Origin of the sequence: Mesorhizobium sp. M2D.F.Ca.ET.226.01.1.1 (genome assembly GCF_004022705.2) — a bacterium.
In the GTDB taxonomy this organism is placed as follows: Bacteria; Pseudomonadota; Alphaproteobacteria; order Rhizobiales; family Rhizobiaceae; genus Mesorhizobium.
On the sequence record NZ_RZOY02000008.1, the window covers coordinates 253,339 to 267,497 of the forward strand.

The following is a 14,159-nucleotide window of genomic DNA, read 5'->3' on the forward strand; positions in this document are numbered from 1 at the left end:
TGAGGCGATGCATTCACAGCGCGGCGTCAACCGTCTGAAAATTCACCGTGTTTTCTGTCGCACGCTAGCGCCTCCATGCTCGCTCATGGTAAAGCTTGAGCCGTGGATCGGGGGATCACGCAATGCCGACGCTTTATGCGCTGAAGCCGGCCTTCCAGGACAGGCTGCGGCCGCTTGTCGGCCGGCTGGCGGCCATGGGGATGACAGCCAACGGCATCACCCTGCTGGCAGCCGGCCTCTCGATCGCAGCCGGCTTGGCGATCGTGGCGGCGCCCAGTTCGCGCCTGCTTCTCTTGCTCATTCCCCTGGTGCTGTTCGTGCGCATGGCGCTCAACGCCATGGATGGCATGCTGGCGCGGGAACATGGCCAGGCCTCCACGCTTGGCATGTATCTTAACGAAATCTGCGACGTCGTCTCCGACCTGGCGCTCATCCTGCCCTTCGCCGCCTTGCCGCAGTTTGGCGTCTTGGGCGTCGTCGCCTTTGCCATTACCGCGATGCTCACCGAGTTCGCCGGCGTGCTCGGCATTCCCGCAGGGATCGGGCGCAACTATGCCGGACCGTTCGGCAAGAGCGACAGGGCGCTGGGGCTCGGCGTGGTGGCGGCCTTATGCGCCGTCGGGCTGTGGCCGGCGGCGATCGCGCCTTTTGTGTTTCCGGCCATGGCTACGCTTTCGCTGCTGACCGCCATAAACCGGATACGCGCCGGCCTTACTGGCAAGACCGGCTAAGCATCGAGGCCCGCGATGCCGTCCGAGGGGAACAGCATGCTTCACGAACAGATCGCTACCGCGCCGGCTGGGAGCGTTGCGCGGCAGGCGCAGGAACGCAGCTTCCGCAGCCATGACGGCACGGAGATCTTCTACCGCTTCTGGCCGGCGGCCTCGGCCGAGGCCAAGGGCGCGGTCGTGCTCTTCCATCGCGGCCACGAGCATGGCGGCCGCATGGCGCATCTGGTCGACGAACTCAGCATGCCGGACTATGCCTTCTACGCCTGGGATGCGCGCGGCAACGGCCGCTCCGCCGGCGAGCGGGGCTATGCCCCGTCCTTTGCCGCACTTATGCGCGATATCGACTGTTTCATGCGCGAGATCGCCGCGAAGGACGGTTTTGCCGCACAGGATATCGCGCTGATCGCGCAGTCGTTCGGCGCCGTGCTCGCCGCCGCCTGGGTGCATGACTATGCGCCGAAGCTGCGCGCCATGGTGCTCGCCTCGCCGGCCTTCTCGGTCAAGCTCTATGTGCCCTTCGCCAAGGAAGGCATTGCGCTGTGGCAGAAGCTCAAGGGGCGCTTCTTCGTCAATTCCTACGTCAAGGCCAGCCTGCTCACCCATGACCCGGTGCGCATCGCCTCCTTCGAGAACGATCCGCTGATCACGCGGCCGATCGCGTCGAACATTCTGGTCGAGCTCTACCAGCATGCCTCGCGCATCGTTTCCGATGCCCGCGCCATCACCGTGCCGACACAGCTTCTCCTGTCCGGCAGCGACTGGGTGGTGCGGCACGGGCCGCAGCACGAGTTCTTCGTCAATCTCGGCTGCCGCGTGAAGGAACGGCATGTGCTGCCGGGCTTCTTCCACGACACGCTGGGCGAACGCGACCGCGCCAAGGCGCTCGACCTGATCCGCCCGTTTATCGAAGGGCAGTTTGCTTCGCCGGCTGAAGCTGTCGACCTGAAGCAGGCGGACATTGCCGGTTACACCCGTGACGAGGCCGACAGGCTCGCCTCGCCGCTCGATCTCCTATCGCTCAAGGGCCTCTACTGGGCGATGAGCCGCGCCTCCATCCGCATCGGCAGCTGGTTCTCGCGCGGCATGAAGATCGGCGTCGGCACCGGCTTCGATTCCGGCTCGACGCTGGACTATGTCTACGAAAACGACGCGCGGGGATTGGGGCCGATCGGCCGCATGGTCGACCGGACTTTCCTCGACGCCATCGGCTGGCGCGGCATCCGCCAGCGCAAACTCAACCTCGAGGAACTGATCGGCCAGGCACTGGCAACGCTGAAGGCCGCCGGACGGCCGGGCCATATCCTCGACATCGCCGCCGGCCACGGCCGCTATGTGCTCGACGCGATCGGCAAGAGCGCCGAGCAGCCGGCCAGCGTGCGCCTGCAGGATTATTCCGACATCAATGTCGAACTCGGCCGCAAGCTGATCACTGAGCGGCAGATGCCGGCAAGCGTCTCGTTCCGCCGCGCCGACGCCTTCGATGCCGACGGGCTGGCCACGCTGAACCCTGGGCCGGACCTCGCCATCGTCTCCGGCCTCTACGAGCTGTTCGCCGACAATGCGATGATCGCCCGCTCGCTCGGCGGCCTGGCCCGCGCCATGCAACCTGGCAGCCTGCTGATCTACACCAACCAGCCCTGGCACCCGCAGCTCGAGATGATCGCGCGCAGCCTGACATCGCATCGCGGCGGCCAGGCCTGGGTGATGCGGCGGCGCACGCAAGCCGAGATGGACCAGCTGGTCGAGGCAGCCGGCTTCGAGAAGCTCGACCAGCGCATCGACCAGTGGGGCATCTTCACCGTCTCGCTGGCAAGGCGGGTTTAGGAACCGCCCACGCATGCCGACCAGTGCCGAGCCCCCGTCACGTTCAGCCAGCCCAGCCGCCGAATCCTATGGACGTGTCGTCATCCGGGCAGCGCTGTGGCTCGCCTTCCTGGCGCCGTTCTTCTACTCGACCTACGGCTTCGCCAACTGGCTGGCCTCGACACGCAATCAAGTCGGCAGCATCGTCTTCTCCTGGGAGCACCACGTTCCGTTCCTTGCCTGGACGATCGTGCCCTACTGGTCGATCAACCTGTTCTACGCCCTGTCGCTGCTGCTCAACGACAGCCGGCAGGGCGTGAACCGGCTGGCCGGCCGCTACCTCACCGCGCAGGTCATCGCCGTCTCCTGCTTCATCCTGTTTCCGCTGACCGCCACCTTCGTGCGGCCGGCAACGACGGGCTTGCCCGGCTTTCTGTTTGCCGTGCTCGGCGGTTTCGACAAGCCGTTCAACCAGGCGCCGTCCCTGCATATCGCGCTTCTGGTGATCATCTGGGATCACTGGCGCCAGCGTCTCACCCGCCCCTTGCTCAGGCTCTGGCACTTTTGGTGCTTCCTGATCGGCGGCTCGGTGCTGACGACCTGGCAGCATCATTTCATCGACATCCCGACCGGCGCGCTCCTCGGCTTCTTCGCGCTCTGGCTGTTTCCGGCCAAGGGCGAGCTGCCCTTCGCCGGTTTTCGCCTCACCGCCGATACCAAGGCCAGGCGGCTCTCGTTTTACTACGGGCTGGGCGCGATCCTGGCGCTCGCCGGCGCGTCTGCCGGCGCCTTCTTCTCGGCCATCGCGCTTGTGCTCTTGTGGCCGGCGCTGGCGCTCGCCATCGTCGCTTTCGCCTATGCCGGAGCCGGCGTGAAAGTATTCCAGAAGACGGCCGACGGCCGTGTGTCGCTGGCAAGCCGTATCCTGCTCTTGCCATACCGGCTGGGCGCCAGGGTCAATGTCTGGGCCTGGACGCGCAGGCTGCCGCCGGTGGTGAGCGTCACCGACGGCGTGTTTCTTGGACGGTTTCCCGACGCCGCTGAAGCCGACGCCTTCGGCACGGTGATCGACCTCGCCGCCGAATTGGAGCGGCCGCGCGATGCGACCGGGCGCTGGATGAGCTTTGCCATGCTCGATCTGCTTTCGCCTCCCGGTGATATGCTCGACCAGGCGGCGACGGCGATCGAGCCGGCGTGCCGGCAAGGCACGGTGCTGGTCTGCTGCGCGCTGGGCTTCCAACGCAGCGCCACAGTCGTCGCCCGTTGGCTGGTCGCCACCGGCCGCTCGCACACGCCGGCGCAGGCCCGCAAGCAGCTCGCCGCGTCCGGCCGTCCAGTGCATCTTCAGGTCGGATTGGACGAGCCGGCATGAGCGACGAGGCCTATCAGCGCAAGACCGCCGCCTTCGCCGCCATGCTGATCAAACAGGCGGCATGGCCGGCCGCCATCGTGATCGCTGGCGACAGCGTCGCGCCACTGGTCGCTTCGGCGCGCGGCGCGCTGCATGCGCCGCTTGCGGTGCTGGCGCTGCTGATCGCGGCGGCAAGCGCCGTCGTCGTGCTCGGGCTCTCGGCGCTTCTCGTCTTCGACGCGCTGCTGTTCCGGCTGATGGCGACGCATGGCGACGAGATTTCCGGGGGTGCCGCGGTCGACGACATGCTGGCGCGCATGCGGCTGAAGCCCGCTCAGCCAACGCCGCGTGCGCTTGACGACCGCATCGCTGGCACCCGCCGCCTGCTTACCCGGCAGCGTTTCGCCTTCGCGGTCTTCGTCGTCGCCTTCCTCACCGCCGGTTTCTGGATGCCCAGATGAGCAAGCTTGCGCTGCGCACCTATACGCTGTTGCAGACGGTAACCTCGGTCGGCCTCTCGGCGATGGCCTGGGCGGTCACCGGTGTGCGGCCGATCTGGAGCGGCAGCCAGCCGTCTGACCGCCAGCGCATCTATTTTGCCAACCACACCAGCCATGGCGATTTCATCCTGCTGTCGGCCTGCCTCAGTGAGACGGAGCGCGCCAAGACGCATGCGATCGCCGCGGCCGAATATTGGGGCAAGTCGCGGCTGCGCCGGTTCATCGCCGAGGACATGCTGTCCTCAGTGCTGATCAGCCGGACCTGGACGAGCGAGGCTGAGCACCCGATCTCGATCATGCTGTCCGTGCTCGAACAGGGCCACTCGCTGATCATCTTCCCGGAAGGCACCCGCAACACCAGCGACGAGCTGCTGCCGTTCCGCTCCGGCCTCTACAATCTGTCGATGGCGCGGCCGGATGTGGAGCTCATCCCATGCTGGATCGAGAACATGTCGCGCGTGCTGCCCAAGGGCCAGTTCCTGCCGGTGCCGCTGCTTTGCCGCGTCGTCTTCGGCGCGCCGGTCGCGGTCGCGCCGGGCGAGGAACGCCGCGCCTTCCTGCAGCGCGCCCGCGAAGCCCTTCTGGCGCTCGACCCCCGCCCCGACCGAGACGATTGATGCGCCACGAAATCAGCATTCTCATTATCGGCCTCTTTGTGGTGCTGAGCACCGCCAGCATCACCGCCGGCATTCTTTCGATGCGCGCGCCAAAGCCTTTGAGCCCGACGCTGGTCAACCTCACCCAGCGCATCAACGCCTGGTGGGTGATGGTGGCGCTGATGACGGTCGCCTTCTTCTTCGGCCGCTACGGCATGACCATCCTGTTTGCGCTGATCTCGTTCGCGGCGCTGCGCGAATTCGTGACGCTGACGCACAGCCGGCGCAGCGACCATTGGGTGCTGCTCGGCATGTTCGGCATCGTCATCCCGTTCCAGTACTGGCTGGTGTGGACGGCCTGGTACGGGCTGTTCGTCATCTTCATTCCGGTCTACTGCTTCCTTCTGATGCCGGCGATCACGGCGCTGCATGGCGATACCGAACGTTTTCTGGAACGCGTCTCGGCGCAGCAATGGGCGATCATGATCTCGGTCTATTGCGTCAGCCATGTTCCTGCCTTGCTGACGCTCAACGTGCCCGGCTTCGAGGGCCGCAACCTGCTGCTCGTCGCCTTCCTGATAATCGTCGTGCAGGGCAGCGACGTGCTGCAATACATCTTCGGCAAGCTGTTCGGAAAGCATCGCTTCTCGCCGAATGTCTCGCCGTCGAAGACCTGGGAGGGGCTGATCGGCGGACTGGTCGCGTCGAGCCTGCTCGGCGCGCTGCTCTCCTTCATCACGCCGTTCTCGCCGCTGCAGGCCTCGGCCGTCGCCTTCGTCGCCTGCACGATGGGATTTCTCGGCGGGCTCGTCGCCTCGGCGATCAAGCGCGACCAGGGCGTCAAGGACTGGGGCCATCTGATCGAAGGCCATGGCGGCATGCTCGACCGCACCGACAGCCTGGTCTTCGCCGCGCCGATCTTCTTCCACATCGTGCGCTATTTCTGGACGGTGTGAGCGCCCGTTTCAGCATGTGACGGCAGCGACGCAAAAAGGCCGTCTCACCCAAACATCGGAAAATTTTCAGAAACCGTTCGGGATTTCGCGCCGCCGAAATCGCAAAACGTTCTGGCCGGCGCAAGACAGCCGAAACACCGATTTGCCTCGCAGCCAGCACGATTTCAGCCTGCCGCGTCCTCCCAAGCGCGGCCGCAAATTTGGGCATGGAGACACCATGATTGCCGCACTCTTTCGTAACAAGCCGCTGAGGCACCGCCTGATCGCCGGCTCGATCGCCGCCCTCGCCTGCGGCGCCGCCCTGGTCTGGCTTGGCGCCAGAAGCGAGGCATCGAACGCCGCGCCGGGCACGCCCGAAACCAAGCTGGTCAAGGCAGTTTCGGTCTCGCCGGCACCCGCCGTGGATAACCGCGTCGCCATCGGCGAGATCAAGCCGAGACTGGAGAGCGATCTCGGTTTTCGCGTTTCCGGCAAGCTCATCCGGCGCATCGCCGAAATCGGCGCGACAGTGAAGAAGGGCGAGGTTCTCGCCCGCGTCGACGACCAGGATTACCGCAATCGACTGGCCAGCGCCGAGGCCGATGTCGCGGCGGCCGAGGCCGTTGTTGTCGAAGCCCGTGCCGCCGAAGCACGCATCAGCGCCCTGCTCGCCAAGGGTTTTACGACACGCGCCAACCATGACGCGACGCTGAAGAATTTGCGCTCGGCCGAGGCCAAGCTGAAATCCGCCAACATCGCCTTCGCGATGGCCAAGGACCAGCTCGGCTATACCGAGCTGCATGCGGAGTTCGACGGCATCGTCACCGCCACCGGCGCCGAAGCCGGCCAGTCCGTCAATGTCGGGCAGATGGTGGTGCGCGTCGCCGATCCGAAAAGCCGCGACGCGGTGTTCTCGATCGCGGAAGCCGCCTTTGCCAGCGACCAACGCGGCAAGCAGATTCCCGCCGTCACCGTCTCGCTGCTCAGCAATCCGGCGATCTCGACAACCGGCACGGTGCGCGAGATCGCGCCGATGGCCGACGCCGCCACCCGTACCTTCCAGGTGAAGGTGTCGCTCGAGAACGCACCGGACGAGATGCGCTTCGGCGCAAGTGTCGCCGGCCGCGTCGAGATCGCGGGCGCCCCGGTCGTGACCCTGCCCGGCAGCGCGCTGTTCGACAAAAACGGCCAGCCGGCCGTCTGGGTGGTCGATGCCAGTTCGGCGGTGGAACTGAAGCCTGTCGCCATAGCCCGCTACGAAACCGACCGCGTCGTCGTCAGCGACGGGCTCGCCAAGGGCGACCGGGTCGTCACAGCCGGCGTAAACCGGCTGCGGGAACACGAAAAAGTCCGTATCGTTGAAGGAGAAGCAAAATGACTGTGTCTAAGACAAGAGTCCTGATCGCCGGCGCCGGCCCGACCGGTCTGACGCTCGCACTATGGCTGACCAGGCTCGGCGTGCCGGTGCGCATCTTCGACAAGGCCGCCGCTCCCGGCGAGACATCGCGGGCGCTGGCCGTCCAGGCGCGCACGCTGGAGTTCCACCGACAGATCGGCATCGTCGACGACGTGCTTGCCGCGGGCGTGAAGATCGAACGGCTCACCGTGCATACGCCGGCCGGCGTCGCCGCGAGGCTGCCGCTGTCGGATTTCGGCCGCGGCGTCAGCCCCTATTCCTTCGCCTTCGCGCTGCCGCAGGACATCCACGAGCGCGTGCTGATCGCGCATCTGGAGCGCGCCGGCGTCACGGTCGAGCGGAGAACCGAGCTCGTCGCGTTCCAGGACAGAGGTGACGCGGTCGTCGCGACCTTGAGCAAGGAAGGCCGGACCGAAACCGTCGGCGCCGCCTATCTTGTCGGTTGCGACGGTGCCCACAGCGCCGTGCGCCATGGGCTAAAGGTCGGCTTTCCCGGCGGCGCATACGAGCAGTCCTTCTACGTCGCCGACGTAAAGGGGCGCGGCGAAATCACCCGCAACGGCCTGGACACGACGGTCAGCGCCTATGGCTTCGCCATCGTGATGCCGGTGCGGCAGTCCGGTTCGGTCCGGTTGATCGGCATCGTGCCGAAGGCGCATGAGACCGACGAGACGATCACCTTCGAGGCGATCCGCGCCGATGTCGAGCGCGACACCGGCGTCACGGTCGACGAGGTCAACTGGTTCTCGACCTACCGCGTCCACCACCGCGTGGCCGAGCGCTTCCGCGTCGGGCGCGTGTTCCTCTGCGGCGATGCCGGCCACATCCACAGCCCGGCCGGCGGCCAGGGCATGAACACCGGCATGGGCGATGCTGTGAACCTCGCCTGGAAGCTTGCCGCCGTGGTCCAGGGCCGGGCCGATCCGCGCCTGCTCGACAGCTACGAGCCGGAACGCATCGCCTTCGCCCGCAAGCTGATCGAGAGCACCGACACCGCTTTCCGCTTCATCACCAGCCGCTCGCGGTTCATCGGGCTGTTCCGTCGCTATCTGATGCCGAAGATTTTGAACGCGCTGCTCCACACCTCTTTCGGCTCACGCGCCTTCTTCGGCGTGATCTCGCAGGCAGCAATCCAGTACCGCGCCGGCCCAATCAGCGCGGGCAAGGCCGGCAAGGTCAGCGGCGGCGACCGCCTGCCCTATGTCCTCGGCCCCAACGGCGACAATTTCGAGCCGCTGCGCTCGCTCGACTGGCAGGTCCATGTCTATGGCGAGGTCACCTGCGATTTCCGGGCGATGCTGGCATCGACCGGCATTCCGGTTCACGCCTTCGCCTGGTCAGAGACCGCCGCGAAAGCCGGCCTGCAGCGCGACGCCGCCTATCTGGTGAGGCCGGACGGCCATGTCGCGCTCGCTTCGCCGGCGCAGGAGGCAGCAGGCTTCCAGCGCTATCTCGCCGGCCTCGCCATCAAGCCGAGAACGGCGGAGCGCGCGCCCTATCGCGTGCCGGGCACCATGCATAGCCTGGCCTGACCAGCGACAGTGCCCGCCCATGGCGGGCGCTGACAGAAACCCATCCATCACTTGCTTTGGCCAGCCGGCAGAAGCCGGCGGAACGCGCCTTCGCGCGCGCCGAGAGGGATTTTGTCATGAGCAGCTTCAATCTTTCCGAATGGGCGCTGCGCCACCGCAGCTTCATCGTCTACCTGATGATCGCGGCCGCTCTCGCCGGCCTCTATGCCTATCGCGGCCTCGGCCGCGAGGAGGACCCGCCCTTCACCATCAAAACTATGGTGGTGAAGACGATGTGGCCAGGCGCCAGCACCAGCGAGACGGTCGAGCAGATCACCGACCGCATCGAGAAGAAGCTCGAGGAGCTGCCCGACCTCGACTACGTCAAGAGCTACACCAAGCCCGGCGAATCCGTCGTCTTCGTCAACCTCAAGGACACGGTTGCCGGCGACCAGGTGCAGCCGCTCTGGTACCAGGTGCGCAAGAAGCTCAACGACATCAAGCCGACGCTGCCGTCCGGCGTGCAGGGTCCGTTCTTCAACGACGAGTTCGGCGACACCTATTCGCTGATCTACGCGCTCACTTCCGACAGCCTCAGCCATCGCGAGCTGAAGGATATGGCGACCAGCCTGCGCGCCGGGCTACTCACCGTGAAGGACGTCGCCAAGGTCGACCTGATCGGCCAGCAGGATGAGAAGATCTATCTCGAATTCTCGACGCAGAAGGTGGCGGCGCTAGGCCTCGACGTCGGCACGCTGACGCAGGCGCTGCAAACGCAGAACGCGTTGACGCCGAGCGGCACGGTCGATGCCGGCCCGGAGCGCATCGCCATCCGCGTTTCCGGCTCCTTCACCTCTGAAGAGAGCCTGAAGGCGATCAACTTCTACGCCAACGGCCATTACTTTCGCCTGGGCGACGTCGCCGAGGTCAAGCGCGCCTATTCCGACCCGCCGCAGCCGATGTTCCGTTTCAACGGCAAGCCCGCCGTCGGCATCGCCATCTCGATGACTTCAGGCGGCGACGCGCTGGCGCTGGGCGAGAACGTCAAGGAGAAGATGCACGAGATGGAGGCCGAGCTGCCGCTCGGCGCCGAGCTCGGCATGGTCGCCGACCAGTCGCATGTGGTCGAAGAATCCGTCGGCGAATTCACCAAGAGCCTCGGCGAGGCGATCGCCATCGTGCTCGCCGTCTCGCTGCTGGCGCTCGGCTGGCGTCCGGGCGTCGTTGTGGCGGTCGCCATCCCGCTGGTGCTGGCGATCACCTTCGTCACCATGGAGTATTTCGGCATCTCCTTGCAGCGCATCTCGCTCGGCGCGCTGATCATCGCGCTCGGCCTTTTGGTCGACGATGCGATGATCGCGGTCGAGATGATGATCTCCCGCATGGAGGAAGGCTACGACAAGATCTCGGCCGCCACCTATGCCTACACCTCGACCGCCTTCCCGATGCTGACCGGCACGGTGGTGACGATCGCCGGCTTCGTGCCGGTGGGCTTCGCCAAGAGCGGCGCCGGCGAATACTGCTTCTCGCTGTTCGCGGTCGTTGCCATCGCGCTTGTCGTCTCCTGGGTGGTCGCAGTGCTGTTCACGCCGCTCACCGGCGTCCTCCTGCTGCCCGATCGCATCAAGGGTCATGGCGGCAGCCATCAGCCGTCGCGCATCGCCCGTGGCTTCCGGGTGCTGCTTGAAGCCGCAATGCGGGCGAAGTGGCTGGTGCTGTCGGCGACGGCCGGCGTGTTCGCGCTCTCGGTCGTGGCCATGGGCTTCGTCGGCCAGGAGTTCTTCCCGAAGTCCGACCGGCCCGAAGTGATGCTCGACCTCACGCTGCCGCGCACCGCCTCGATCAAGGCGACGGATGCAGTTGTCGAGCGCGTCGAGAAGCTGCTCGCTTCCGATCCCGACATCGACCACTGGAGCTTCTATGTCGGCCAGGGCGCGGTGCGCTTCTACCTGCCGCTCGACGCGCAGCTCGCCAACGACTTCTTCGCCCAGGCGGTGGTGGTGACCAAGGGCCACGCCGTGCGCCAGGCGGTCATCGACCGGCTGGAGAAGGAGCTGTCGACCGGCTTCGACGACGTCATGGCTCGCGTCACGCCGCTGGAGCTCGGCCCGCCGGTCGGCTGGCCGCTGAAGTTCCGCGTCTCGGGTCCGGACCCGGACAAGACGCGCAGCCTCGCGCAGCAATTCGCGCAGGTGCTGGGCAGCGACGCCGCAGTGCGCAACATCAACTATGACTGGAACGAGCCTGCCAAGGTCATCAAGGTCGAGGTCGACCAGGACCGGGCACGCGCGCTGGGCATCTCCTCGCAGCAGCTGTCGGAGACGATCAACGCGATCTTGTCCGGTTCGAAGATCACCCAGATGCGCGACGACACCTACCTGATCGACGTCGTCGCCCGTGCCGTGGACTCCGAACGCGCCAGCATCGACACGCTGCGCGGCCTGACGATCAGCGCTTCAGGCGGACGCCGCGTGCCGCTCGAACAGGTGGCGAAGCTCACCTACCAGACCGAGCCGCCGCTGATCTGGCGCCGTGGCCGCCTGCCGACCGTGACGGTGCAGGCCGACGTGGCCCCCGGCGAGAACGCCACCGCCGTGTCGAAGCGCCTGGGAAGCGCCATCGCCGCGTTCAAGGCCGAGCTGCCGGCGCGCTACAGAGTCGAACAGGGCGGCGTGATCGAGGACAGCGCCAAGGCCAAGGTCAGCATCTTCGTGGTCTTCCCGTTGATGCTGTTCATCATGGCGACGGTGCTGATGGTCCAGCTGATGAGCTTCCAGCGCCTGGCGCTGGTGTTGCTCACCGCTCCGCTGGCCATCATCGGCGTCGCCGGCGCGCTGCTGATCTCCGGCGCTCCGATGGGCTTCGTCGCGATCCTCGGCGTGATGTCGCTGATAGGCATGGTGATCCGCAACTCGGTGATCCTGATCGCGCAGATCGACCAGCATATCGCCGCCGGCGAAGAGCCGTGGGCGGCGGTGATCAGCGCCACCACGCACCGGCTGCGGCCGATCCTGCTGACGGCTGCGGCCGCCATCCTCGGCATGATCCCGATCGCGCCGACCGTGTTCTGGGGACCGATGGCTTACGCCGTGATGGGCGGGCTGATGGTGGCGACCGTGCTGACGCTGGTCTTCCTTCCGACGCTCTACGTCGCCTGGTTCCGCATCAAGGCGCCGGCCGAGACCATCGCTGCGGCCGACCAGGAGACAGTCGCCGCCGAACCGCAGGCCATAGCGGCCTGAACAGATCTCGTCGTCGCCGACAGGCTTGTCGGCGGCGACACCACAACCGCGGGCACGGCGCTCGTGGCTCACCTGGCGGCACAGGCGGGTTCGACCCGGCCTGCCGCTCAATCCTCCCGCTAGACTTCAACCAACATCTGGAGAAACCCACATGACTATGAAATCCCTGAAGAAATACCGCTCGGCAGCAGCCCTGCTCGCCCTCGCGCTCACCACCTTCGAGATCGTCGGCAGCGCCGTGCCAGCGCTGTCGCTGGTCGGCACCGCCGAGGCCCGCATCGGCGCGCCCTGGACGCCGCGCAGCGCCGCCGGCGTTGCCCGGCGTACCGCCACGTGGCGCGTGCTGCGGCACACCACGGCCTGGGTCGCCACGCTGCCCGCCGGCTGCGTGCGCACCAAGGTCAACGGCTTCGACGTGTGGCGCTGCGGCGGCACCTACTACCGGCTCTATCAGGGCCGCTACATCGTGGTCGTGGCCGATTGATCCGCCCCGGGCGGAATCTCGCCGAGGGCAAGTCTGACGCCTTCGGCGAGATGCTCGGCATCGGCCTGGTTCTCGAACGGCACGCCGCGCAAGGCATAATCGAGCGGCGAGAACGGATCGCCCTCGCCGATCAGGGAGATCTGCCGACGCGCCTTTTCCATCTCGCCCATCTGGGCATAGCAAGCCGCCAGCCGCGTGCGGATCCACGGGGCCGGACGCGTCGCCAGCTCCAGCGCGTCGGCCGCCTGCCGGTATTCCCCCATCATGTAGAGCGCCAGCGCGCGGTCGAACTGGTACCAGTGCGGGTGCAAGGGATCGATGCGGATGCCGCGCGCGAGCCAGGTCAGCGCCTCGAGCGGCCGCCCCCGCATGGTGAGCAGCATGCCCATCTGCTCGATGCTGTCGGCATCATAGGGGTTGAGCTGCAGCGCGATGCGCATGTGATGCTCGGCCGCCTCGTGGTCGCGCATATAGAGGCGGATCAGCGACTGCACGCGGTGTCCCGTCGGCTGGTCCGGCGAGAGCGCCAAGCCCTTGTCGGCAAGGTCGCGCGCATTTTCCAGAACCGCATCGCTGGCGCGTCCGAACTCGCCGTCCAAGGCCCGCACCAGCCCGAGATAGGTATAGGCAAGGCCATAGTTCGGATCCTTGGCGATCGCGGCCTCGAACAGGGCTTCGGCGCTTCGCTGGTCGGTCTGGGCGGGATCACGCAGCATCGCGAAGCCGCGCAGCAGCAGCTCATAGGCGGCAAGGCTGGTGACGGGCTTGCGTGACGCCTGCTCCAGCCCGGCATTGGCGACACGGGTGACCAGCCGGCTGACGATCTGCTCGACGATCTCGCGTTCGATCGCGAACAGCCCTTCGCCATGCGATTGGAATCGGTCGCCCCAGAGCTGGCTGCCGGTGGCGATGTCCACCAGACTGACCGCAACCACGACATGCTCGCCCTGCCGGCGCAGTGACCCTTCGACCAAATAGTCCGCGCCGATGCGGGCGCGGATCTGCGGCCACTCGGCGCGGCCAAAGGAGGCGAAAGAGAAGCTGGAGTTGCGCGCCAGCACCGTGACCGTGCCGAAGCGCGCGACACCGTTGATCAGGTCCTCGGCGAAGCCGTCGACCATCGCCTCGTCGGCCGGATCGCCGCTCTCATTGCGGAAGCGCACCACCGCGACGATCGGCTGGGTGCTGATCTCCGGCGCCGCTTCGGCTTCCGCGGCCAGCATGTAGCCGCGCTTGGAAACTGTGCGCACCATATCGTCGCCCAGCACCTTGCGGATTTCGCGCACCGACTGGGTGAGCGAATCCTCGGTGACATAGACGCCGGGCCAGACGACATCCATCAGCTCCGATTTCGGCACGACGCGGCCCATGTTGCGGGCAAGATGCGAAAGCAGCGCATAGGATTTCGGGCGCAGGAACAGAGGCTCGTGGACGCCGCGCAGCGTGCCCATGGCGAGGTCGAGCGTGAACCCGCCAAACCGGAAGACCTGATCGGCCGTCGCCGTCGTCATCGGGACACCCCTTCCCGCCTGCCGCGCATAATGCCAAGTCGCTCCACTCGACCCGGCATGCGCGTTGCCATTATTGCT

General features: G+C 66.4%; 11 protein-coding genes. 10 read left to right on the top strand and 1 reads right to left on the bottom strand.

Going from position 1 to position 14,159, the window contains the following annotated elements:
• Positions 1-122 precede the first annotated feature (122 nt).
• From EN869_RS20120 to EN869_RS20165, 10 genes are all read left to right on the top strand, one after another.
• Positions 123-731 (top strand): CDP-alcohol phosphatidyltransferase family protein, encoded by a 609-nt coding sequence (locus EN869_RS20120; protein ID WP_127227346.1) that lies wholly within the window; start codon positions 123-125, stop codon positions 729-731.
• A gap of 36 nt (positions 732-767) precedes the next feature.
• Positions 768-2,555: a bifunctional alpha/beta hydrolase/class I SAM-dependent methyltransferase gene (locus EN869_RS20125; protein ID WP_167507057.1), complete on the top strand. Its 1,788-nt coding sequence runs from the start codon at positions 768-770 to the stop codon at positions 2,553-2,555.
• A 13-nt stretch (positions 2,556-2,568) separates the two neighbouring features.
• Positions 2,569-3,906: a phosphatase PAP2/dual specificity phosphatase family protein gene (locus tag EN869_RS20130; protein ID WP_127227344.1), complete on the top strand. Its 1,338-nt coding sequence runs from the start codon at positions 2,569-2,571 to the stop codon at positions 3,904-3,906.
• Positions 3,903-4,346, top strand: a complete 444-nt coding sequence (locus tag EN869_RS20135) for a hypothetical protein (RefSeq protein ID WP_127227343.1) — start codon at positions 3,903-3,905, stop codon at positions 4,344-4,346. The genes EN869_RS20130 and EN869_RS20135 overlap by 4 nt, the downstream gene beginning before the upstream one ends.
• The gene (locus EN869_RS20140; protein ID WP_127227342.1) at positions 4,343-5,002 is read left to right on the top strand and encodes a lysophospholipid acyltransferase family protein; all 660 of its coding nucleotides are present in this window, start codon (positions 4,343-4,345) and stop codon (positions 5,000-5,002) included. The genes EN869_RS20135 and EN869_RS20140 overlap by 4 nt, the downstream gene beginning before the upstream one ends.
• Positions 5,002-5,937, top strand: a complete 936-nt coding sequence (locus EN869_RS20145) for a phosphatidate cytidylyltransferase (protein ID WP_127227341.1) — start codon at positions 5,002-5,004, stop codon at positions 5,935-5,937. The genes EN869_RS20140 and EN869_RS20145 overlap by 1 nt, the downstream gene beginning before the upstream one ends.
• 217 nt (positions 5,938-6,154) lie before the next feature.
• Entirely contained in the window at positions 6,155-7,294 is a 1,140-nt protein-coding gene (locus tag EN869_RS20150) for an efflux RND transporter periplasmic adaptor subunit (RefSeq protein WP_127227340.1), read from the top strand.
• The gene (locus tag EN869_RS20155) at positions 7,291-8,865 is read left to right on the top strand and encodes an FAD-dependent monooxygenase (protein ID WP_127227339.1); all 1,575 of its coding nucleotides are present in this window, start codon (positions 7,291-7,293) and stop codon (positions 8,863-8,865) included. Before EN869_RS20150 ends, EN869_RS20155 begins: the two co-directional genes overlap by 4 nt.
• Before the next feature lie 116 nt (positions 8,866-8,981).
• Positions 8,982-12,086 (top strand): efflux RND transporter permease subunit, encoded by a 3,105-nt coding sequence (locus EN869_RS20160; protein WP_127227338.1) that lies wholly within the window; start codon positions 8,982-8,984, stop codon positions 12,084-12,086.
• Positions 12,087-12,237: 151 nt separating this feature from the next.
• The gene (locus tag EN869_RS20165; protein WP_127227337.1) at positions 12,238-12,570 is read left to right on the top strand and encodes a hypothetical protein; all 333 of its coding nucleotides are present in this window, start codon (positions 12,238-12,240) and stop codon (positions 12,568-12,570) included.
• Here EN869_RS20165 and EN869_RS20170 read toward each other — a convergent pair.
• Positions 12,546-14,081: a winged helix-turn-helix domain-containing protein gene (locus EN869_RS20170; protein ID WP_127227336.1), complete on the bottom strand. Its 1,536-nt coding sequence runs from the start codon at positions 14,079-14,081 to the stop codon at positions 12,546-12,548. The genes EN869_RS20165 and EN869_RS20170 overlap by 25 nt on opposite strands.
• Positions 14,082-14,159 lie beyond the last annotated feature (78 nt).

Excerpts from the sequence above, each read along its gene's own strand:
- EN869_RS20140 (WP_127227342.1), top strand. The coding sequence starts at position 4,343 with ATGAGCAAGCTTGCGCTGCGCACCTATACGCTGTTGCAGACGGTAACC.
- EN869_RS20170 (WP_127227336.1), bottom strand. The coding sequence starts at position 14,081 with ATGACGACGGCGACGGCCGATCAGGTCTTCCGGTTTGGCGGGTTCACG.
- EN869_RS20155 (WP_127227339.1), top strand. The coding sequence starts at position 7,291 with ATGACTGTGTCTAAGACAAGAGTCCTGATCGCCGGCGCCGGCCCGACC.
- EN869_RS20145 (WP_127227341.1), top strand. The coding sequence starts at position 5,002 with ATGCGCCACGAAATCAGCATTCTCATTATCGGCCTCTTTGTGGTGCTG.
- EN869_RS20160 (WP_127227338.1), top strand. The coding sequence starts at position 8,982 with ATGAGCAGCTTCAATCTTTCCGAATGGGCGCTGCGCCACCGCAGCTTC.
- EN869_RS20165 (WP_127227337.1), top strand. The coding sequence starts at position 12,238 with ATGACTATGAAATCCCTGAAGAAATACCGCTCGGCAGCAGCCCTGCTC.
- EN869_RS20120 (WP_127227346.1), top strand. The coding sequence starts at position 123 with ATGCCGACGCTTTATGCGCTGAAGCCGGCCTTCCAGGACAGGCTGCGG.
- EN869_RS20135 (WP_127227343.1), top strand. The coding sequence starts at position 3,903 with ATGAGCGACGAGGCCTATCAGCGCAAGACCGCCGCCTTCGCCGCCATG.
- EN869_RS20125 (WP_167507057.1), top strand. The coding sequence starts at position 768 with ATGCTTCACGAACAGATCGCTACCGCGCCGGCTGGGAGCGTTGCGCGG.
- EN869_RS20150 (WP_127227340.1), top strand. The coding sequence starts at position 6,155 with ATGATTGCCGCACTCTTTCGTAACAAGCCGCTGAGGCACCGCCTGATC.
- EN869_RS20130 (WP_127227344.1), top strand. The coding sequence starts at position 2,569 with ATGCCGACCAGTGCCGAGCCCCCGTCACGTTCAGCCAGCCCAGCCGCC.